The 19,881-nt window shown below is 68.0% G+C and carries 16 protein-coding genes; 5 read left to right on the top strand and 11 right to left on the bottom strand.

All coding sequences use genetic code 11. The features are described 5' to 3' along the window. The first annotated feature begins 255 nt into the window (after positions 1 to 255). Entirely contained in the window at positions 256 to 1,932 is a 1,677-nt protein-coding gene (locus ACIBJF_RS41940) for a dolichyl-phosphate-mannose--protein mannosyltransferase (protein ID WP_399182148.1), read from the top strand. A 318-nt stretch (positions 1,933 to 2,250) separates the two neighbouring features. Here ACIBJF_RS41940 and ACIBJF_RS41945 read toward each other — a convergent pair whose 3' ends face one another. After that, a complete protein-coding gene (locus ACIBJF_RS41945) occupies positions 2,251 to 2,688 on the bottom strand; it encodes a glutaredoxin domain-containing protein (protein WP_399182151.1) in 438 nt (145 codons plus the stop codon). A 214-nt stretch (positions 2,689 to 2,902) separates the two neighbouring features. Beyond that, on the bottom strand, positions 2,903 to 4,012 hold the full coding sequence (locus tag ACIBJF_RS41950; RefSeq protein WP_399182152.1) for an FAD-dependent oxidoreductase: 1,110 nt from the start codon (positions 4,010 to 4,012) through the stop codon (positions 2,903 to 2,905). A gap of 71 nt (positions 4,013 to 4,083) precedes the next feature. On the opposite strand from ACIBJF_RS41950, the gene ACIBJF_RS41955 reads away from it, so the two are divergent. The 3 genes from ACIBJF_RS41955 (at position 4,084) to ACIBJF_RS41965 (ending at position 5,878) form a co-directional block, all read left to right on the top strand. Next, a complete protein-coding gene (locus ACIBJF_RS41955) occupies positions 4,084 to 4,764 on the top strand; it encodes a TetR/AcrR family transcriptional regulator (RefSeq protein ID WP_399182154.1) in 681 nt (226 codons plus the stop codon). A 335-nt stretch (positions 4,765 to 5,099) separates the two neighbouring features. Then, positions 5,100 to 5,441 carry an antibiotic biosynthesis monooxygenase family protein gene (locus ACIBJF_RS41960; RefSeq protein WP_399182157.1) on the top strand — a complete coding sequence of 114 codons (342 nt, stop codon included), beginning with the start codon at positions 5,100 to 5,102 and terminating at the stop codon, positions 5,439 to 5,441. Beyond that, positions 5,438 to 5,878: a DUF6086 family protein gene (locus tag ACIBJF_RS41965; protein WP_399182159.1), complete on the top strand. Its 441-nt coding sequence runs from the start codon at positions 5,438 to 5,440 to the stop codon at positions 5,876 to 5,878. Before ACIBJF_RS41960 ends, ACIBJF_RS41965 begins: the two co-directional genes overlap by 4 nt. A gap of 126 nt (positions 5,879 to 6,004) precedes the next feature. Here the strand turns inward: ACIBJF_RS41965 and ACIBJF_RS41970 are convergent, their stop codons facing one another. The 3 genes from ACIBJF_RS41970 to ACIBJF_RS41980 form a co-directional block, all read right to left on the bottom strand. Continuing rightward, positions 6,005 to 7,612: a GMC family oxidoreductase gene (locus ACIBJF_RS41970; RefSeq protein WP_399182161.1), complete on the bottom strand. Its 1,608-nt coding sequence runs from the start codon at positions 7,610 to 7,612 to the stop codon at positions 6,005 to 6,007. 73 nt (positions 7,613 to 7,685) lie between these two features. Further along, positions 7,686 to 7,853: an aldehyde dehydrogenase family protein gene (locus tag ACIBJF_RS41975; protein WP_399182163.1), complete on the bottom strand. Its 168-nt coding sequence runs from the start codon at positions 7,851 to 7,853 to the stop codon at positions 7,686 to 7,688. Next, positions 7,829 to 8,401: an aldehyde dehydrogenase family protein gene (locus ACIBJF_RS41980; protein WP_399182165.1), complete on the bottom strand. Its 573-nt coding sequence runs from the start codon at positions 8,399 to 8,401 to the stop codon at positions 7,829 to 7,831. The genes ACIBJF_RS41975 and ACIBJF_RS41980 overlap by 25 nt, the downstream gene beginning before the upstream one ends. A gap of 1,077 nt (positions 8,402 to 9,478) precedes the next feature. Between ACIBJF_RS41980 and ACIBJF_RS41985 the strand changes: the two genes are divergently transcribed. Further along, positions 9,479 to 10,096 (top strand): TetR/AcrR family transcriptional regulator, encoded by a 618-nt coding sequence (locus ACIBJF_RS41985; protein WP_399182167.1) that lies wholly within the window; start codon positions 9,479 to 9,481, stop codon positions 10,094 to 10,096. Between the two features lie 180 nt (positions 10,097 to 10,276). Here the strand turns inward: ACIBJF_RS41985 and ACIBJF_RS41990 are convergent, their stop codons facing one another. The 6 genes from ACIBJF_RS41990 to ACIBJF_RS42015 form a co-directional block, all read right to left on the bottom strand. Then, positions 10,277 to 11,239, bottom strand: coding sequence for an NAD(P)H-dependent flavin oxidoreductase (locus ACIBJF_RS41990; RefSeq protein ID WP_399182169.1), 963 nt, complete (start codon positions 11,237 to 11,239; stop codon positions 10,277 to 10,279). 33 nt (positions 11,240 to 11,272) lie between these two features. Continuing rightward, positions 11,273 to 11,905, bottom strand: a complete 633-nt coding sequence (locus ACIBJF_RS41995) for a hypothetical protein (protein WP_399182171.1) — start codon at positions 11,903 to 11,905, stop codon at positions 11,273 to 11,275. 364 nt (positions 11,906 to 12,269) lie between these two features. After that, the gene (locus ACIBJF_RS42000; protein ID WP_399182173.1) at positions 12,270 to 15,248 is read right to left on the bottom strand and encodes a glycoside hydrolase family 2 TIM barrel-domain containing protein; all 2,979 of its coding nucleotides are present in this window, start codon (positions 15,246 to 15,248) and stop codon (positions 12,270 to 12,272) included. Between the two features lie 57 nt (positions 15,249 to 15,305). Continuing rightward, positions 15,306 to 18,035, bottom strand: coding sequence for an alpha-mannosidase (locus ACIBJF_RS42005; protein WP_399182175.1), 2,730 nt, complete (start codon positions 18,033 to 18,035; stop codon positions 15,306 to 15,308). 33 nt (positions 18,036 to 18,068) lie between these two features. Beyond that, on the bottom strand, positions 18,069 to 18,875 hold the full coding sequence (locus ACIBJF_RS42010) for a carbohydrate ABC transporter permease (RefSeq protein ID WP_399182197.1): 807 nt from the start codon (positions 18,873 to 18,875) through the stop codon (positions 18,069 to 18,071). Positions 18,876 to 18,928: 53 nt separating this feature from the next. Then, complete coding sequence (locus ACIBJF_RS42015; protein ID WP_399182177.1) at positions 18,929 to 19,879, bottom strand: carbohydrate ABC transporter permease; 951 nt, start codon at positions 19,877 to 19,879, stop codon at positions 18,929 to 18,931. Positions 19,880 to 19,881 lie beyond the last annotated feature (2 nt).

Below are 19,881 nucleotides of genomic sequence, written 5' to 3' on the forward strand. Positions count from 1 at the left end.
GACATACAACCCCACCCTCGATCGACAAACATGCCGATCATGGCAGGCCTGCACACTCACCATCACCGTTTCACGGATTTCCCAACGGAGTCCTTCAGGGAGGGGAGCCTTCAAGGCACTTCATGGGCTGCACCACTGGGCGATGCCATCGGTCGTTGACCGCCCGTCCGGCCACACCGGGCCCCAGCTGAGGGCTAGGGTCATCCGGTGACGAGTAGCAGCACATGCCGCCTTCTTGCCCCCGCTGGCACGGGTTTGGCGACGGTCCCCGAGGACTGGCAGGAGCGGCTTCGCCGGTTCGGATACGTGGCACGTCCGGGGAGTGACGTCCGTGAGCGTCTTGTTCCGCCTTTTCCCAGGCCGTCGGCCCGTCTGGGGGAGTGGACAGGTCTCGGCCCGGCTGGGGTGCGCCGTGTCGCGAAGGCGTTGGACCGGCTTGGACCGGTACTCGTCGCCGTGCTGGCCGGAGCGATCCGCTTCTGGCATCTCGGGCGGCCGCGGGCGGTCGTCTTCGACGAGACGTACTACGCCAAGGACGCCTGGTCTCTGTTGCACCTCGGCTACGAGGGCACCTGGCCGGACCGCAAGATCTCCGACCCGCAGATTCTCGCCCACCCCCAGGTCATCCCGCTCTCCGACACCGGCTCCTTCGTCGCGCACCCGCCGGCCGGCAAGTGGGTGATCGGCCTCGGTGAGTGGATGTTCGGCCTCACGCCGTTCGGCTGGCGCTTCATGACGGCGGCTCTAGGCACCCTGTCGGTGCTGATTCTGTGCCGAATAGGACGCCGCCTGTTCCGTTCGACACTGCTGGGTTGTCTGGCCGGCGCACTGATGGCGGTGGACGGTCTGCACATGGTGATGAGCCGTATGGCGCTGCTGGACCTCGTCGTCATGTTCTTCGTCCTCGCGGCGTTCGGATCCCTGCTGATCGACCGTGACCACGCACGAGCCCGGCTCGCTGCGGCCTTGCCGGTCGTCGCGGACGGCCGTGCGCGCCCGGACGGACACACCGGTGACCACGCCGGGACGAGGGTGCGTCCCTGGCGGCTCGCAGCCGGCCTGTTCCTGGGACTGGCGGCGTCCACCAAATGGAACGGCCTGTATTTCCTCGTGTTCTTCGTGGTGCTGACGGCGCTGTGGGACGTTGGCTCTCGCCGGGTGGCGGGGGCCCGCCACCCGTACCGGGCGGTCCTGCGCAAGGACCTCGGCTGGTCGGTCCTGTCCCTGGTTGCAGTTGCCGGGGTGACCTATCTGGTGACGTGGACCGGCTGGTTCCTGTCCGACGACGGCTATGGACGCCACTGGGCCGACGGCCGCGGCGGTACGTGGTCATGGATTCCCGCTCCGCTGCGCAGCCTGTGGCACTACGAGTCTGGGGTCTACCGGTTCAATGTGGGGCTGCACACTCCTCACACGTACGATTCCAACCCCTGGAGCTGGCTGGTCCTCGGCCGCCCTGTGCTGTTTTACTACCAGTCGCCGAAACCCGGACAAGACGGCTGCCACACGGCCGGCGACTGCTCGCAGACGGTCCTCGCCCTCGGCACTCCGCTGCTGTGGTGGTTGGCATGCTGCGCACTGGTGTACCTGCTCTACCGATGGGCGTTGCGCCGTGACTGGCGGGCTGGTGCCATCCTGTGCGCGGTGGGTGCCGGTTATCTGCCCTGGTTTCTCTACCAGGACCGCACGATTTTCTCCTTCTACGCGGTCGTGTTCGTGCCGTATCTGTGCCTGGCCGTGACGATGATGCTGGGAGCCCTGTTGGGGCCGCCGGGCGCGGCGGGCAAACGCCCCGTACTGGGTGTGGTCGCAGCAGGCGTGCTGGTGCTGCTTATCGTTTGGAACTTCACCTATCTCTTCCCGCTCTATACCGGGCAGACGATCCCGTACGCCGACTGGCGCGCCAGGATGTGGCTCGGAACATGGATCTGAGCCCGGTCGCGCAGTCCTTGCCGCGCTCGCGGGTCAGGTGGGCGAGCGAGTAACCGCACACGAGGCCGTTGCAGCCCGTGACATGCTGGAAGGAGGCGGGTCCTGGGGTGTCACGGGCGAAGGGTGTATCGACCGCGAATTCTCCGGCCAGGGCATCGGCCTCGGTGGGACGCGTCCGCTCGTCCTCGTCCGCGATCCGGGGAATGATGCTGTCGGCGTGCCCCTTCAGGCGGATCAGATCGATCGGATCCTCAGCTTGTCTTTTTGACCTCTGTCCGCTGGGTCTGCGGGCGCCTCTCCGGTAGGCGCTGTTTCTGATCAGGCGGAAGGGGAGAGTTGTTCGCGCACCCATCGGGGATCGGGGTTGGTGTGTGGCTGGCCCGCCACGACGACGGTCGGTACGGTCTCGTTGCCGTTGTTGGCGGCCCTCACTTCTGCGGCTCCTGCCGGGTCACGCCAGATGTTGACCCAATGCAACTGGCGGGCGCTGCTGCCCAGCCGGATGCGCAGTCGCATGCAATACGTGCAGCCCGGACGCCAGTAGACGACCGGCCGGCCGTCGACCGCGCTGCGACGTTGTGCCTCCCGCGCACCGATCGACCTCGGGAAGATCAGGGGCGAGTTCACGCCTGCGAGCGCCAGGAACACCAGCAGGAGTGCTGCGGCTGTGCCGGGGCTTCCCTTGAAGATCAGCCCAGTTGCGGCGGTCGAGCCGCAGAGCACAAGCAGCATCGGCAAGGTCCAAGCGCGCATCATGGTGAGGCAGACTATCGATGAGTCGAAGTGCTCCTCGAACCAGGCCGCTCACCTGGGTGTTCGCCGGACGCTGAAGCGGCCTTCGTCTCATCACATGCTCCGACCAAGCGCGGCACCGTACTGGCCGTCGCCGGCGGCGATGACCGCAACTGGGGCCCCCAGCACCGCGCCCTGCTCTACCCGAAGGCTGGCCACGCCGTCGGCTTCTTCCCATTCAGCCTGGTTGGAAGAACGCGAGCATCTTCTGGCTGGCGTCGGGCGACGTCAGCAATTCCTGCATGTCCGCCGACATCCGGGCGGCAGCGCTGGTGCGTTCGAACATCTCGCGTTCGTATTCTTTGACGGCGGCGGGAAAGTCGTCCGGGTGCGCGGCCAGCGCGAGACCGAGCTGGGCGCCGTCCAGCAGCGCCATGTTGGCGCCCTCTCCCACCGGCGGCATCAGGTGCGCGGCATCGCCGAGCAGCGTGACGCCCGGCGTCGACGGCCAGGTCAGGCCGACCGGGAGAGCCGTGATCGACCGCGGCACGACCGTGTCGTCGCAGGCCGCGATCAGCGCGGTGATCCGTGAGTCCCAGCCGGGGAGCAGGTCGATCAGCCGCGCCCGGGCGGCGGCCGGGTCGTCGAACGGGATCCCGCTGGTGGCGAACCAGTCCTCGCCGGTGTTGTAGAAGCTGATGCCGATGCGAACGCGGCCGTCGCCGTTGCGCTGCGCGGCCAGGGATATTCCGTTGCCGAGCACCCAGTAGTTGCCGCGCCCGACCATTGCCGCGAGGTCGGGGTGCGTGCGGTCGATGTCGGGGATGCCGATCTCGACGACGTTCTGGCCGATATGCGCCGGGCGGGCGTCGGTGAGCAGCGCGCGGACCCGGGACTGCGCGCCGTCCGCGCCGACCAGCAGGTCGTACGTCGCACTGCTGCCGTCGGCGAAGTGCAGCAGGCCGTTGTCGGCGCATTGGAACGCGTGCCCCCAGCGCACCACGTCTTCGGGGAGGGAATCCAGCAGCAGGTTGCGCAGATCGGCGCGGTCGACCTCGGGCCGTTCGAGTGGGGCGTCGTCGGGCGTGTCCTCCTGGAGCAGCAGGGTGTTGTCCGGCTCGAGAAGACGCATGTCCTGGCCTTCACCGCGGGCAATCGCGTGGAACTGGTCGATCAGACCGGCCTCGCGCAGCGCCCGCTGGCCGGAGTGGATGTCGAGCATGCCGCCCTGACCGCGCGCATCGCGTGACGACTCACGTTCATACACGACGGAATCTATGCCGTTCACGTGCAGCACACGGGCGAGAGCCAGGCCGCCGAGGCCGGCTCCGACGATGGCGATGGTCACGGCCGCTTCTCCTTCGATACGCTGTACTGGCCGATACACTGTATCGCCCGATGCGGTGTATTGTTAGCGGCATGTTGGTGTGGGAGAGGCCGGAGCCACCGAATCGACCCGTGCCGGCCCCGTTGAGCCGGGAGCGAATCGTGCGAGCGGCGATCCAACTGGCCGACGCCGACGGCCTGGACGCGGTGTCGCTGCGCAAGGTCGCCACCGCCCTGGGCGTCGGGCCGATGCGGCTGTACAGCTACATCGCCAGCAAGGAGGAGTTGCTCGACCTGATGGTCGATGCGGTCCACGCCGAGATCCGGCCGGTCGGAGACGGCTGGCCGGAGGTGCTGCGCTCTCTCGCCGAAACCACCCGGCGGGCTGCTCACGAGCACGAATGGCTCGCCGATCTACTGGGTGGCCGACCCCAGCTCGGGCCGCACGCCCTGGCCGCGGGGGAGACCGTGGTGGCCGCACTGGGCGGCGTCGACGTGGACTCCATCATGCCGGTGGTCGCCGCAGTCAACGCGTACGTGATCGGCGCGGTGCGTCGGGAAATCGCCGAGCGACGTGCCGAGCGGGCCACCGGGATGGACGAGAAGCGTTGGCAGGCCTCACTCGGGCCCTATCTGGAGCGGACCTTCGCCACCGGCCGATTCCCCGCGCTGGCCACGGTGGTGCGCGATGCCGCCCACCTGGACGCCGACCAGACCTTCCGGACCGGCCTCGACCTCCTGCTCGACGGCATCGAAGCCCGCGTTTCAAGGTGACGCGCGGCCGCAGGGCCGGACCGGTACCGCCCAAGGCACCGGGTCGGCGCTGACGCGTTAGGACGACGCAACCTCGCCAAAGCGCGGGCGAGTCCGGTCAGGGCCTCCACGGCACCCGGCACCGGCAGGACCGTCGCTGGATCGACCTGAATTCGGGGAGAGTGCCGTCGAAGTAGAAGTAGAACCCGCTCTTGCCCAGCGAAGTACGTGCACCAAGGCGGGAGGATGGTCCCGCGACCAAGCAGGGCGGTCGCCGACACCGGTCACGGCGGCGCTGGTATTCCGTTCAGGAGAGACGCTGGATCGTTGGGCACAGCCCGCCTTACGGTGGCGCCGTGAGCGATCACTCGGAAGCGCCTGTCGCGCCCGTCGAGGCCTATGAACGCCCCTATTACGTGGCTGTCTTCGCTACGGTGCGGACCCAGGACCAAAGCGGTTACAGCGAGACCAACGCACGCATGGAAGACCTGGTGAAGGACGTTCCTGGCTTCCTGGGGATGGACCACGCGCAGACTCCAGGCGGGCTGGGCATCACCGTCGGGTACTTCCGTGATTCCGACGCCCTCACGGAGTGGCGGAGCGACGCCGAGCATCGAGCGGCGCAAGAGCGCGGGCGAGCCGAGTGGTACGAGAGCATACGCTCACCTGTCATGACCTGCCGAAAGGTGCCGTGTTGAGCCAGTACTTCGATATCGGCGACGAGACTCTGTGGAACCCGTCCAACGGGGCCTCCCGTCTGTTCCGACGCCAAGTGTCGGTCTTCGAGGCGGAGCTGGAGCTCTCATCCGGCATCGGGCCGATGGAGAACGACGAGTGCCAGATCGACCCGGCCATCTTCGAGTTCTTCGTCAACGCCCTACTGGCGCAGCACCGAAGAACAAGTCATGCCATAGTGCTTGCGCTCTGCGAGGGGTTCACCGCCACCGTGCTGGTTCTCGCGGAGCGCGCCGGGATCAGGGTGGACTGGGCACAGTTCGGGCCCGCCCCGGATGGCGCACTCGAAGATGCACAGATTTCCGCAGCCACAGGGATGTCCGCTCCGGCCGAAGGGCGTGCCTGGGGTGCGGGACTGTGCGAGAAGGCACGGGAGCTCGGGCAGCACATGCCTCGCTGACCGGAGCGCCTCGGTCGGCCGATCGCTTGCCCACTGATGCAGTCCACCAAGAGAAACGGTGTCTTCGTGGTGCTCTGTTGGCTGGTCAGGCATTCTCCGCGAGGCAGGGCTTCCATGGCGTCGAGTTCAGCGAGGCCGCTCCCCGATCAGCGCGGCAGCCTTTTCGGCGATCATGATCGTGGGTGCGTTGGTGTTTCCACTGGTGACCGTCGGTATGACCGAGGCGTCGACGACACGGAGTCGTTCGACTCCGTAGACCTCCAGATCCGAATTGACGACGCAGTCGTGTCCGGTTCCCATGGCGCAGGTGCCCACTGGGTGATACGCCGTGGCACTCCATCTGCGGACGTGCTCTTCGAGGGCCGTGTCGTCCAGGAGACAGTCCAGGTCGTCACTGGCAGGCAGGTACGACCGCGCGAGGTATTCGGCGAACGGTGCGCAGTGGGCGATGTCCATGACCGCTCTGAGTCCGGCGACCATGACCGACGCATCCGCGGGCACGTCGAAGTACCGGGGATTGATCAGCGGTGGTGTCTGCGGATCAGGCGACGCGAGACGGACGGTGCCGCGAGTCTGCGGGTGCAGGGGGACGCAGTTCATCGTGAAGACCGATCGGTCAGGTTCTTCCTCACCGCTGAGAATGAGTGCCGTGGCCCCTCCCACCAGCTGGACGTCAGGACGGCTTTGGCCGTCCGTGACGTTGAGGAACGCGCCGACCTCGCCGTAGTTGGAGGCGAAGGGCCCGTCGCCGTGTGCGCGCCACCGTTCGAGGTTGTCCGGGGTGAGCAGGTCCCGGACGATGTCAGTGGAGTTCCGGGTCTCCCACACAACGGGAGCCATCAGATGGTCCTGCAGGTTACGCCCGACCCCGGGCAGGGGGACTCGGACGTCTATCCCTGCATCGTGCAGCTCGTCGGGATCGCCTATGCCCGACAGGAGCAGCAGCTGGGGCGAGTTGACGGATCCGCCGCAGAGCAGAACTTCCCTGTCGGCGTGGGCCGTCCGTTCCTGGCCGTCCCGGAGATAGGTGACGCCGGCCGCGCGTGATCCGTCGAGTGTGATCCTTGTTGCCAGGGCGCTGGTGCGTACCGTGAGATTGGGTCGGCCGAGGGCCGGGCGCAGATAGGCGTCGGCCGTGGACCACCGTCGCCCGTGATGGCATGTCACCTGGTACAGGCCGGCGCCGACGGGGGACGCACCGGCGAAGTCGTCGTTGCGGTCCAGTCCCCATTCCACGGCGGCATCCAGCCAGGATTGTGAGAGTTCGTGGGTGTAGACGCGGTCTTCGACGTGCAGGGGTCCGTCCGAACCGTGGTAGGGCTCGCCGAGGCGGCGGTTCGACTCGGACTTCATGAAATAGGGCAGGACGTCGTCGTAGGCCCAGCCTTTCGCTCCGTGCTCGTCACGCCAGCTGTCGTAGTCGTGCCGGTCGCCCCGGGTGTAGATCATGACGTTGGTGGATGACGAGCCGCCCAGTGTCTTGCCCCGGGGCCAGGAAAAGGTGCGGCCCGGTTGGGGCTGCTCGACCGTGCGGTAGCTCCAGTCGGTATGCGATCCGAAGAGCATTCCGAGCGCGGCTGGGATGTGGATGAGTTCGTCTGTGTCGGGGCCGCCCGCTTCGAGGAGCAGCACGCGGACGCGGTCGTCGCGGCTCAGGCGGTCTGCGAGTACGCAACCGGCGCTGCCGGCGCCCACGATGACGTAGTCGAATCCTTCGGTTCCGGTGGAATTCATGTCGACTTCCTCGTCCGGCGGACGGCCGTCGCCTGGTCTCGCCCGAGCCGGGCGACGGATGCAGGCCGTGGCATCAGGGGTGGTGGATCGATTGGAATTGCTGATATGCCTGGAGCTCCTCGGGCCCCAGTTCGCTGCCGAGTTCGCTGGCCTTCCTGCCCCCGTAGGGGGAGGTGAGGTCGGGAAGGTAGCCGTTGAGCCCGACGGTGCCGGTCCTCACACGGCGGGGCCACTTGGGCACCGTGGACCAGGTCCGTGGTCCAGACGGTGCCGGCGAGGCCGTAGGCCGACTCGTTCGCCAGGCGCACTGCCTCGTCCTCGACGTCGTAGGGCGTGATCGTGAGGACCGGGCCGAAGGTCTCTTCCTGTGCGATGGTCGATGAGTTCTCTACGTCGCCGCAATATGGTGGGATCGAACCAGCCTCGGTCGAGGCCAGGCGGCGGGCCTCCTCCGGTGGTGAGTCGAGCCCCTTCGTTGAGGCCCGTCTTGATGTAATCCAGGACGCGTTCGCGCTGGGGCCGGCTGACGAGGGGGCCGATCCGGGTGTCGGGGTCGAGCGCGTCACCGACGACGGCGCCATGGGCCATCGCCGTGCAGAACTCGACCACTTCCCGATACCGCCGCGGGGGGCCAGGATCCTGGTACTCGCGTAACAGGTCTGACCGTTGTTCAGCAGACTGGCCACAAAGAACTGCTCTGCGTTCGCGGTGAGGTCGGCGTCGTCGAGGACGACTGCGGCGGAGTTGCCTCCCAGATCCAGGGCCACTGGCCGCAGCAACTCGGCGCATGCGGCAGCCGCTTGGCGTCCCGCTCTGATGGATCCGGTGAGCGACACCTTGTCGATGTCAGGAGGGGAGACCAGATGGGCGCCGGTGTCGCGGCCGCCCGGAACGGTGTTGATCACGCCGTCGGGGAAGCCCGCTTCCTCGGCGGCCTCCGCCAGCAGCACCGAGTCGAGGACCGTCTCCGGAGCCGGCTTGCGGACGAGCGCGCAACCGGCCGCCAGAGCCAGGGCCAGCTTGAAGAAGGCGATGGTCTGGGGGAAGTTCCAGGTCATGATGGCGGCTACGACGCCTGCGGGTTCCCGTCGGACCACGGTGGTGCCACGGGGCTGTCCGGTACGCAGTTCCTCGGACGTCATGCTGTCGGCCAGACCCGCGTAGTAACGCAGCTGGGCTGACGGCACCACACCTTCGAAGGGCCGGGCGACAGTGATCGGCATGCCGTTCTGCGCGCTGACGGCGGCGGAGGTCGCCCCCTTCCTGGCATCGAGCGCATCTGCGAGACGGATCATGGCGGCCGCGCGATGTTCAGGGCCCCAGAAGGCCCAGCCGGTCGGTGCGTCGAATGCGGCACGAGCGGCTCCGACCGTTCGGTCGATGTCGCCCTGGGAACCGTCCGGCACGGCACCGAGATGATCGCCGGTACTCGCGGATGCGACGTTGATGACACGGTCACCGGACGCGTGCACCCAGCGTCCGCCGATGAACAGATGGTTGGGACCCATGGTGAACTCTGCCCACGCCATGGCCTAGGGGCCACGACACTCCGGGGTCTTGGGTACGTGGATGACCAGCGGGCACGAGGGTGCTCAGCGCGGCACGCAGGCCGCTGCCGGTCATGACTCTCCTGCGCAGTGGCCCGGCGCGTCGAGCCTGCGGGTGGGCCACATCTGCGACGCCCCTTGCGGCTGGTACCGGCTCTGGGGAGCGCCTTCATGATTCACGGCTGAATGAATGTGACGTTACACCCATCTGGGGTAATCTGTCACCAGATGGGCTAAATGTGGTGAAAATGCCATGGCCGGGCTCGGGGTGCGGGACCTCGCACCATGAACAGGGCGCCTCAAGGAGAGGTGGCGCATCGTGAGGACATATGGCGGAGCCACGGCGGAAGAGCGCGCTTCGCTTCGCCGTCGACGCCTCATGGACAGCGGTCTCGAACTTTTCTCCAGCCGGGGATACGCCCACACCTCCATCCGTGCAGTACTCCGCCACGCCGGACTGAAGGACAGGTACTTCGCGGAGAGCTTCACGTCCCTCGACGATCTCATGGCAGCACTCATGAGAGACATCTACGAGGAACAGATCACCCGGTGCGCCGACGCGATCGCCACACACCAGCCGCTGCGCGACCGGGCTCGAAGCATGATCGACCTCATCGCCGGGCTTCCTGTGGAAGACCCGAGAAAAGGGCGCGTCAAACTCACGGAATCCCTGGGGGCCGGTCCCCTCACAGCGCGCGAACGGCGTCTGGGCCTGCAGCGCATGAGCGACCTCGTGGGCTCCCTCCTGAGGGAAGGGCTTCATGATCCCCGGATCGATCCCACCACCCTGTCCGTGGCCGTCGTGGGCGCGGTCAGCGAGATGCTGCTGAGCTGGTTCAACGGAGAGCTGTGCATCTCAAGGGAGGAACTGGTAGATCAGGCCCTTCTCCTCTTCGAGGCCATCACCGAGCACGCCGCGGCAACATCACACGAATGACAGAGCGGCCACGTCAGCAGCTCCCAGAGGCCATCCGGCACTGTGTGTTCCGCAAGCTCGGCCGACCACATGCACCGGCATTCCGCCACCTCTCCAGCTGCCTTACCGTCGGTGGTGACTCAGGCGCTCACGACCGGGTCGTCGATCTTCGTCGTCCCCGTACGAGAGGGGGGTTGCCCGTCAGGTCAGCAGCGATCGAGGCCGTGAGGCCAGGATTGCCTCGGCCTCGTCACCGATCGTCCGGACCACTTCTGCGGCGGGACGGACGGCATCGACGAAGATCGCCGACTGGCCATAGAGAATCGCGCTCGTGTCAGGGTCGAGCGGGCCCTCAAAGGGGCTGACGTCCTTCGGGGGTGCGAATTCCTCCTTGCGGTCTCGCAGCGTCGCCTCGCGCTCCGACCACTCATCGGTGAACCGATTGCGGCGGACTCGTTCACCGATGGTCGCCGGCCACGGCAGCCCCGACACGATGTCGTAGATCCGAGTCCATACGGTGTCGCCGCCATCACTTTCGACGATCAGGCGCTTGTGGGCATCGCGTACCTCGATCGCTTCGGGCGTCGCGAGAAACGCCGTGCCCAGCCAGGCGCCGTCCGCCCCGGCGGTGAGGACGGCCGCGAGTGTTCGGCCATCGCCAATGCCCCCCGCGGCCAGCACCGGAACATCGGGGTAACGCCTCACGATCCCGGCCAGGAACGGCAGGAGGCCCATCGTCCCGGTGTGGCCACCGGCCTCCGTACCCTGCGCCACGAGGACATCGGCACCTGCTGCGACGGCCGTCTGTGCGTCATCGTAGTTCTGCACCTGGCACATCACCCGGGCTCCTGCGGCCTTGGCGCGAGCAAGCCACGGCTGCGGGTCGGCGAACGACAGCGCGATGACCTCTGGCCGTTCCTCCAGGGCGGCCTCGAATTGCGGTTCGGTAAAGGGGAGGAACGGCGTGATGAAGCCGACTCCGAACGGGAGGTGAGTCGTGGCACGGATGGTTGCGATCTCCGCACGGATCCAGTCAGGCCCTTTCCAGGGATGTGTGCCCCCGAAGGAGCCGAGGCCCCCGGCCGCGGAAACCGCGGCGGCGAGTGTTCCGCCGCCGTGCAAGCTCATAGGGGCCGCCATCACCGGATAGGCGATACCGAACATTTCGGTAAATCTCGTATGCAACATGGATAGACGTTAGCGAACGCGGTGTGCCCGGCCCACCAGAAGCGCGCCGTCTCGCCCGCGCGACGCGATTGGATCGCAAAGCGGCACCGTGGAGCGCCTGACCGCCGCGTGTGCCCACCTGTTTGACGGGGCGAACACGTCGCGCCGGTTCAGGGCGCGGTGCGGCCGCTTCAGCACGCGCACCGCGTACGCTCCACGGTCGACCGCGCCCTGGGACAGCTTGGCGCAAGCGAGCACCGCGCGTCGCGGCATCCACGACACCGAATCTGCGTGGATCTCGCGGGGCATCAGCGGACGGTCCATGACCCATCGCCTGGACAGCGTGGGCAGGCGACGTACCGCCGTGAGGATGCGCCGTCCGGCCGGGGCCGCGCCAGCGCATCCGACTTGCCCAGCAGCGACGGGAACGGGCGCACCGTGTTGTGGCGCAGGGTCGGCTTCTCCGGCATCGCCGCCTCGGCCGACCGGACGTCCTGGGGCGCCAGGGCCTCCACGGTCGCGACCGCGCCGGCCACCGCGGTAACGCGGCACGGTCTCCTCCACCGCTGCCCACAGCGCGGCAACGTCCAGGTCCTTGTCCGCCTCGGCGACCAGGTCCAGCTTCTCGGTCAACCACGTCACCGCGTGGTTGAACAGCGCCACCCCGGCCCTCTGCATGCATGATCAGGTTGCCAGCGTCATCGTCATCGTCAAGGAAGGAGAACCGCTCCAGCTCCAGATGCGGCGGCACCCTCGGTGAACGTCCCGTACGCCTCGGTCTGTTCATCGATTGGATACTCCACCGGCACGGCCGGACCCGTAGTCGGCGCCGGCGCCCATCCGATGACCTTGTGCGCGCAGGACCCACACTCCCAGCTCGGCGGCGAAATCCACGTTGCCGAACGCGGGTGCGGGGGATGCCCTGCGCGTCACTGATGTCAGGTCCGAGCACAGGCCGCCCGGCCACCCACCGGGTCACCACCGCCCCCCGTATCCTCCGCCTGGTAAAGCACTGGCCCAGCGAATTTCAGTGGCCCGCTGTGAGACGAAGTCTGATCGTGCGGGATTCGGGGCGAAGCGCGAACTCCGGCCGCACATCCGGTCCACAGGCCCGCGAGCCCAGTCCGTGCTGAACCGCATCGATGATCAGGTGACTCGTCGTCGAAACGGGAAGCTCGAAGGGGTGCTGGGCTCGGGCGATCTGCTGGGGGGTGTGACGGCTGAGGGTGAAGCCCGGACGCCGTCCGGACCTGTCCTGGAGTGCCACGATGTGCAGCACCTCGCTCTCGCCGCTCAGCAGTGTCAGCCGGCGTAGTCGGGAGCGGTGACCGGTCTCCTGGGGGCGGGCGTAGTCGACCGAGAGATCGCGGATGGTGGCGGAGAAGCGGCCCGTGCGCGCCGCACACAGACTGTCGGGGTAGGACTCGAAGGGCCCGAGGCCGAACCACTCGGCGCCGTCGACAGGAGCCGCGCCATCGGGAAGATCGAACCGGATCCCGATCCGCGGCCACACCGTCCGCCAGCCGCTCGAAGGCTCGATCTCGACACGCAGTTCCAGCTCGTCGTCCTCGAGGGACCAGACGGACTCCACCATCACCGACAAGGCGGAGCCCGCCGCGGAGACCTTGTCGACCGTGCGCAGGGACTGCGCGGCCTGTTCCACGCATACGCGTCGCGTGCTCAGCCGGTCGAGACCGTCGCGACGCCACAGGTCGGCGTTGGAGGCTCCGGCGACGTCGGCGTCGCTGTCCTCGACCTGGTCGGAGGCGCTTTCGTCGTTGTCGGTCGGCGCACGGAAGAGTTCCAGCCGTGGGCCCGTCACCGCGCGTCCGGCGAGTCGTACGAGGGATCCGTCGATGAACTCGGCGATTCCCAGCGTCAGGGTTCCCTCTCCCGGCTCCCAGTCGGCCCGGGGCCGGGCAGCGGAAGCCGTACGAGGGGGCGAGCTGTCCAGTTGGGCTGTTGCGACCACATGTCCCTCGGCCGCCCAGGCCGTTCCGGCCGCCAGTATCGCGTCGATCGTGAGCCATGTCTCGGCGTCCGGCGACACCGGGATACGTGGCAGCGCAACGTGCTCCGAGTCGCCCGGTGCGAGGACGGGGACCTCCAGGTCACCACCGTCCACGGGAACACCGTCGTGCTCGACGCGCCACTGGAAGCGCAGGTCGGAGGTGTCGGCGGAGTGACGCAGGTTGGTGAGCGCGAGCTTGTCACCGTCGAAGTCCAAGCGGATCGGTTGTACGACCGCCTTGAACTCGTGGAGGCTGGGCGTCGGCACGTCGTTGCTCAGCAGCATTCCGTCCATCACGAAGTTGCCGTCGTGGACCACCTCTCCGAAGTCACCGCCGTAGGCGTAGTACGGCGTCCCGTCCGGGGCCGTCGCCAGGAGGCCGTGGTCGCGCCACTCCCAGACGAAACCGCCGTGCACGCGCGGGTATGCGTGGACCAGGGCCTGGTACTGGTCGAGCGCTCCCGGCCCGTTGCCCATCGCGTGCGCGTACTCGCACAGCACAAACGGCTTGGTGCGTTGCCGGGCGCTTTGTGCGGGGGTGCAGTTCATCAGCGTCGAGCGTGCGGTGTCGGCGCCGATCTGCTCGATCTCCGGCACTGTTGCGTACATGCGCGAGTAGATGTCGGTGTACTCGCCGGTGTGGTCACCTTCGTAGTGCACGGGGCGTTCGGTGTCGCGGGCGTGGACCCACGCCGACATGGCGGCGAGGTTGCTGCCGGTGCCTGCTTCGTTGCCGAGCGACCAGATCACGATGCTGGGATGGTTCTTGTCCCGTTCGACAGTGCGCTGGATGCGGTCGACGAGAGCGGCGCGCCATGCCGGATCGTCGCAGGGATTGCCGACCCAGCCGACCTTGTCGAAGCCGTGCGTCTCCAGATCGCACTCGAGGACGACCCAGAACCCGAGTTCGTCGGCGAGGTCGAGCAGTCGTGGATGCGGCGGGTAGTGGCTGGTGCGGATGGCGTTCACGTTGAACCGCTTCATGCGGGCCAGGTCTTCGCGGGCGTGCTGCTCGTCGAAGACGCGTCCGCGCTCGGGGTGGGCCTCATGGCGGTTCATCCCGTTAAACACGACACGACGGCCGTTGACCAGGAACTGGTCGCCGCGGATTTCGACCGTGCGGAAACCCACGCGCAGGGCGATGGTCTCGGCGGCCGTCGACACGGTGGCGTCGTAGAGGCGAGGCTGTTCGGCCGACCAGGGCTCCACGGCGGCGACGTCGAGGCGGGCCACATCCGCGGGTGTGGCCCAGACCTGCTCGATACCGAGTTCGGGGATGCGCAGGGCGACCGGGAACGCCGCCGGGTCGGCGGTGACCTCCGGGTCGATGTGACCGTGCCCGTTGTCGAAGCCGGTGCGCAGCCAGACGTCCTCGATGCCTCCGGCCGGCCGGGCGATCACGGTGACGTCCCGGAAGATGCCCGGCAGCCACCACTGGTCCTGGTCCTCGACATAGCTGGACGCGGACCATTGGTGCACCCGCACGGCGACGACGTTGTCTCCGGGGCGCACCGATGAGGTGACGTCGTACTCGTGGGCGAGGCGGCTGCCACTGGCGCTGCCGGCCTCCATGCCGTTCACCCACACCCGGAAGAGCGACTCGACTCCGTCGAACCGCAGCACGATGCGCTCGGCGTCCGACCAGTCGGCTGGTATGTCGAAGTGCCGGCGGTAGTCGCCGGTGGGGTTCTCGTCCGGCACGTGGGGTGGGTCGATGGGGAAGGGGAACTGGATGTTCGTGTAGATGGGCCGCCCGTAGGCTCCGTCGCCCTGGAGCACCCAGTGGGAGGGGACCTGGATGGTGTCCCAGCCGTGGTCGTCGAAGCCTTCGGCCGCGAAATCCTCCGCCACCGACGCCGTGGGCGACAGCCGGAATCGCCAGGGCCCGTTCAGTGACCGACAGGGGGCGTCGGAGTGCAGCCACGAGCGCGCGGGTCGCAGTGCGCCACGTCCTGGTGCGATGTCCGAAACACGAGCGGAAAGTGTGGACGGCAAGAGGTCACGACTCTTTTCGGTAGCGAGTGGGGCAGTTGAGCCGCTGCGGGAGGCCGGTCAGCGGACCACGACGGTGCGGATCTCCCAAGGACCGAGGGCGAGTTGGAGCCCGTCCCGCACCGGCGTCTCGGAGAGGGGCCGACCCAGCAGGTCGACCGTCGTGGCTTGGGTGAAGGAGCCGGTCACGCGGGCGTGTGTCGGCGTGGCGCTCATCGCGGCCAGCCGGATCTCCGTGCCGGCTGCGCGGTCGGCGTCGGTGACGCGGCGGAGGCTCGAGACGAAGATGTCCTTGCCCTCGACCCGCACCCCGCTCCTGTCCGGGGGCAGGGGGCCTTCGGCGGTCGCGGTCCCACGGGTGACGAGTACGTCGTTGCGGAACTCCTCGGCGTGAGCGATCGCGTGCGCACGCTGCCAGCCGGTTGCCGACGGCAGGACCGCGAAACGGTTCTCGATGCGCATGCCCAGCTCCTGCGCGCCCGGCACGGGGATCTCGCTCGCCGCGGGTTCGTCACGCAGGGGATGGATGTTGACGCTGATCGAGCCGATCGCGCGCAGCAGGGTGATGGCGAGTTCGGAGCCGTCGTCGATGAGTTCGTACTCACTGGAGTGGTCGAGCAGGACGTGTGCGGCGCCGGCCGACACGAGCGAACTCGCGGGAAAGGTCGGAAGGGGGTGTTCGCCCCAGCCGCCCTCCGCGGTGAGGCCGCGCTCGGTGACGGCGAACTGCCCGGCGGACGCGGACGTGTCCACGGGCTCGGGCAGCGGCACATGAAAGCGCAGCCGGTGGTCGGCGGACTGATTCAGGAACGACGTGGAGACACGGACGAACGGCTCGCCCGCGCGGACTTCCACGAGTGTCTCCACCGGCGTCGGCACGGTCCGGCCGCCGCGCACGTCGGAGTCGGGGGAGAGCGCGGCGGGCCACTCGTAGAGGCGGGTGACCCGCAGTCTCGACCGCAGTGGGCCGCTCTCCAGGAGTTCGACGCGGACCTCCTTCGGCTGCGACACGAGCACATCGTGAGCCGGTGGGGCGTAGTTGTAGCTGTCGCCGCGGTCCCCGCCGTCGACGAGCCGGCCGACTCCGTGCAGCACGGTGCCGTCGGCCCCGGTCACGTCCAGGGTGCCGTCGGTGGTGACCGCGACCTCCACCAGCCCGTTCGAGAGCGTGCGGGCCGTCGCCGTCGAGGGGGCGAGGGGCATCGCGGGGGTGGCGGGCCGGTCGATCGGCGTGACCCGGACGCTCGCCAGCCCGCAGGCGGGCAGGCGCACGGGCACCAGCGCGGTGGCGCGGGCCTCCGCCAGCGTCCGCACCCGCCACTCACCCGGATGCGCGGCGGCAGCGGCGGCGACCTCGCGGCGCAGGATCAGCAGGTCGAACGGTCCGCCGGTCGGCACCTCGGCGAGGTGGAAGACGAGCGAACCCGGGGTGAGTTCGTAGCGGTCGATCAGACGGCCGAAGAGCTCGCGGCGATGGATACGACGCAGCACGCGTTCGAGTTGCGAGGCATCCATGCGCTCGTCGCCGAGCACGGTCGGGGCCTCGGAGATCAGTTGCACGGGATGTTCGGAGCCGTCCGCGGTGGTGGCGACCAGTGTGGTTCCCCCGGACGGGGCCGCGACCTCCACCTCGGCCAACGCCATGCGGGGAAACGGCAGCGGATTGGCGACCAGGTGGCCGTCGCTCGGCACGAGGGCGGCGGGCTCGGCGAGGGCCGCGTCCCGGACGGCGCGTGCGGTCTGCGCGGCTTCGGCGAGCCGTGCCTCGACCTGGGCGCAGGTCTCGTCGGTGCCGGAGCCGACCACCGAGTCGTGTGCGGTCGACTCGATGATCTTGTGCCAGGCGAGCGAGAGGAACGGCGAGTCGTCCCGCCGGGACCACAGGGCGTTCAGGCGCTCGGCGTGGTCGACGGTGCGCTCGGCGAGAGCCATCCGCTGCTTGAGCCCGAGCCGTACGGACAGCACGCCCGGGAGGATGTTGCCGCGCACATGACTGCGCAGTTCACCGGTGACGACGGTGGCCACCTCGTCGCGCACATGTTTGCGGACGTATTCATCGAGCGTGGCGATGGTGATGACGCGCTCCGGGTCGGATGCGCGGCGCAGCCAGGTCGCGAGTTGTGGGTCGGGCGCGTTGTGGTCGGTGCCGGCCATCGCCAGCACAGGGTCGGTACCCCACCGCTGGGCCGTCATCTCCGCGTACTCGCCGAGCGCCGGGCCGATCCGGTCGGGTACCAGGAGGACGTCGAGCCCGTTGTCGTAGCCGTCGAAGAGGAACTCGGTGCGCACCTCGGAGCCGTCGGGAGCGCGCCAGCGGAAGGCGTGCGTGTCGACGGCCCCGGGCACACCGCGCCACAGCGCCGCGTGCTCGATCCCGGCGCGCGCCAGGATCTGCGGCATCTGCGCGATGTGGCCGAACATGTCCGGCAGATAGCCGATGGGCATCGCGCCACCGAGGCTCTCCGCGGCCGCCCACCCCATCTGCAGGTTTCGCACGATGGTCTCGCCGGAGCAGAGGAACTCGTCGAGCAGGATCAGCCACGGCCCGACGGCGAGCCGGCCCTCCCGGACGAGGGACTTGACGCGATCGCGGTTCTCCGGCCGCATCTGCAGGTAGTCCTCGACCGCGGCCATCTGGCCGTCGACGGTGAACCGGAAGTCCGGGTCCGCCTCGGCCGTCTCCAGCACCGTGTCTAGGGCGGTGACGAGTCGGTGCCGGAACACCTGGAAGGGCTCGTACCACTCGCGGTCCCAGTGGAAGTGGGGCACGAAAACAGCGGATTCGGGCATGGCGACAGTCACCTTCTGCGCGTGGGGTGGGCGTCACTTGAGGGAGCCGGCGGCAAGCCCCGTCCGCCAGAACCGCTGGAGGACCACGAACACGACGATCACGGGCGCGATCGACACCAGCGAACCGGTGATCACGGACTGCTGGAGCAGCGGGGCCCGGGCGGTCTGGCCGTTCCACTCGTACAGGCCCAGCGTGATCGGGAACAGCGACTCCTTCTGAAGCATCACCATGGGCAGGAAGAAGTTGTTCCAGATGGCTACGAACTGGAACAGGAAGATGGTCACGAGGGCCGGTGTCATCAGCCGGAACGCCACCGAGAAGAACGTACGGAACTCGCCCGCGCCGTCCAGCCGCGCCGACTCGATCAGCTCCTGCGGAACCGCCGCGTTCGCGAAGATCCGCGCGAGGTAGACACCGAACGGGCTGACGATGCTGGGCAGGAAGACCGCGAGGTAGGTGTTGACGAGCCCGGTCGCCGAGAACAGCAGGAACAGCGGCAGGGCGAGCGCCGTGGTGGGCACGAGGACGCCGCCGAGGATGACGGAGAACAGGAACTCCCGGCCGCGGAACCGGAACTTGGCGAGAGCGTAGCCGCACAGCGCGGAGATCAGGGTCCCGACGGCCGCGCCCAGCACGGCGTAGAGGACGGTGTTGAGGGCCCAGCGGCCGAAGACGCCGTCGCTGCGGGTGAACAGGACGCGGAGGTTCTCGAGCAGGTTGAAGTGCGAGAACACCAGCCCGTTGGTGGAGGCCAGGTCTCCCTGCGGCTTGGTCGCCGCGACGACCAGGAAGTAGACCGGCAGCAGGAAGTAGACGGTCAGCAGGAGCATCAGGGCCATGGCGGCCGTACGGCTGACGCGGCTTTCGCGGATCACGGAGGGGTTGCTGGTGCTCACAGTCCCGCCTTCTTCGAGGTCAGTCGCATGAACCCGAAGCTCAAGACGAAGGTGATGACGGCGATGACCACGGAAATCGCCGCGGCCTGCTGGTAGTTGTTCCCGGACGCCACCGTGTAGGCGAGCATGTTCGGGGTGAACGTGCTGGAGATGTTCGAGGAAATCTGGCGCAGCACGGCCGGTTCGGCGTACAGCTGGAGCGTGCCGATGATCGAGAACACCGTCGTCAGGACGATCGACGGGGCGATGATCGGGACCTTGACCCGCCAGGCGATCGTCCAGTTGCTCGCGCCGTCGATCTTCGCAGCCTCGTAGAGCTCCTGCGGTATCGACTGCAGCGCCGAGAACATGATCAGCATGTTGTAGCCGGTCCACAGCCAGGTGGAGACGTTCGCCGCCGACCAGAGCACGGCATTCGGGCCGAGGAAGTCGGGCTTGAGGCCGATGCCGTTCAACAGGTCGACGACCGGACTGAGTTGGGGCGAGTAGAGGTACGACCACATGATCGCGGCGATCACACCGGGCACCGCGTACGGCATGAACGCGGTGATGCGGAAGAACCCCTTGAGGCTCAGCAGCGGGGTGTCCAGCAGCAACGCGATGACCAGGGCGACGAACAGCATGACCGGCACCTGCACGATGCCGAACAGCCCGATGCGGCCGATGCTGGACCAGAACTCGGTGTTCTGGAACACCCGCACGTACTGCTCGAATCCACCGAAGGTCGTGTACGACGTCCCGTACTGCCCTCCGGACCGGCGCACGACCCGGAAGCTCTGCCAGAGCGCGTAGCCGACCGGCACCAGATAGAACAGCACGAACGGCAGGAAGAACGGCGTCAGGAACGCGGCGACGGTGCCCACGCGGGGGCCGCTGCGGTCGAGGCGACGGCTGCGGCCCCCGGGCGTGGTCACCACGCCGGCCGGACGGGTGGCGAGGTCGGTCATAC

The organism is Streptomyces sp. NPDC050743 (genome assembly GCF_044456925.1).
Taxonomy (GTDB): Bacteria; Actinomycetota; Actinomycetes; order Streptomycetales; family Streptomycetaceae; genus Streptomyces.

Excerpts from the sequence above, each read along its gene's own strand:
- ACIBJF_RS41945 (WP_399182151.1), bottom strand. The coding sequence starts at position 2,688 with ATGATGCGCGCTTGGACCTTGCCGATGCTGCTTGTGCTCTGCGGCTCG.
- ACIBJF_RS41955 (WP_399182154.1), top strand. The coding sequence starts at position 4,084 with ATGTTGGTGTGGGAGAGGCCGGAGCCACCGAATCGACCCGTGCCGGCC.
- ACIBJF_RS41970 (WP_399182161.1), bottom strand. The coding sequence starts at position 7,612 with ATGAATTCCACCGGAACCGAAGGATTCGACTACGTCATCGTGGGCGCC.
- ACIBJF_RS41980 (WP_399182165.1), bottom strand. The coding sequence starts at position 8,401 with ATGCGCCGAGTTGCTGCGGCCAGTGGCCCTGGATCTGGGAGGCAACTC.
- ACIBJF_RS41990 (WP_399182169.1), bottom strand. The coding sequence starts at position 11,239 with ATGTTCGGTATCGCCTATCCGGTGATGGCGGCCCCTATGAGCTTGCAC.
- ACIBJF_RS42005 (WP_399182175.1), bottom strand. The coding sequence starts at position 18,035 with ATGCCCGAATCCGCTGTTTTCGTGCCCCACTTCCACTGGGACCGCGAG.
- ACIBJF_RS42010 (WP_399182197.1), bottom strand. The coding sequence starts at position 18,875 with ATGGCCCTGATGCTCCTGCTGACCGTCTACTTCCTGCTGCCGGTCTAC.
- ACIBJF_RS42015 (WP_399182177.1), bottom strand. The coding sequence starts at position 19,879 with ATGACCGACCTCGCCACCCGTCCGGCCGGCGTGGTGACCACGCCCGGG.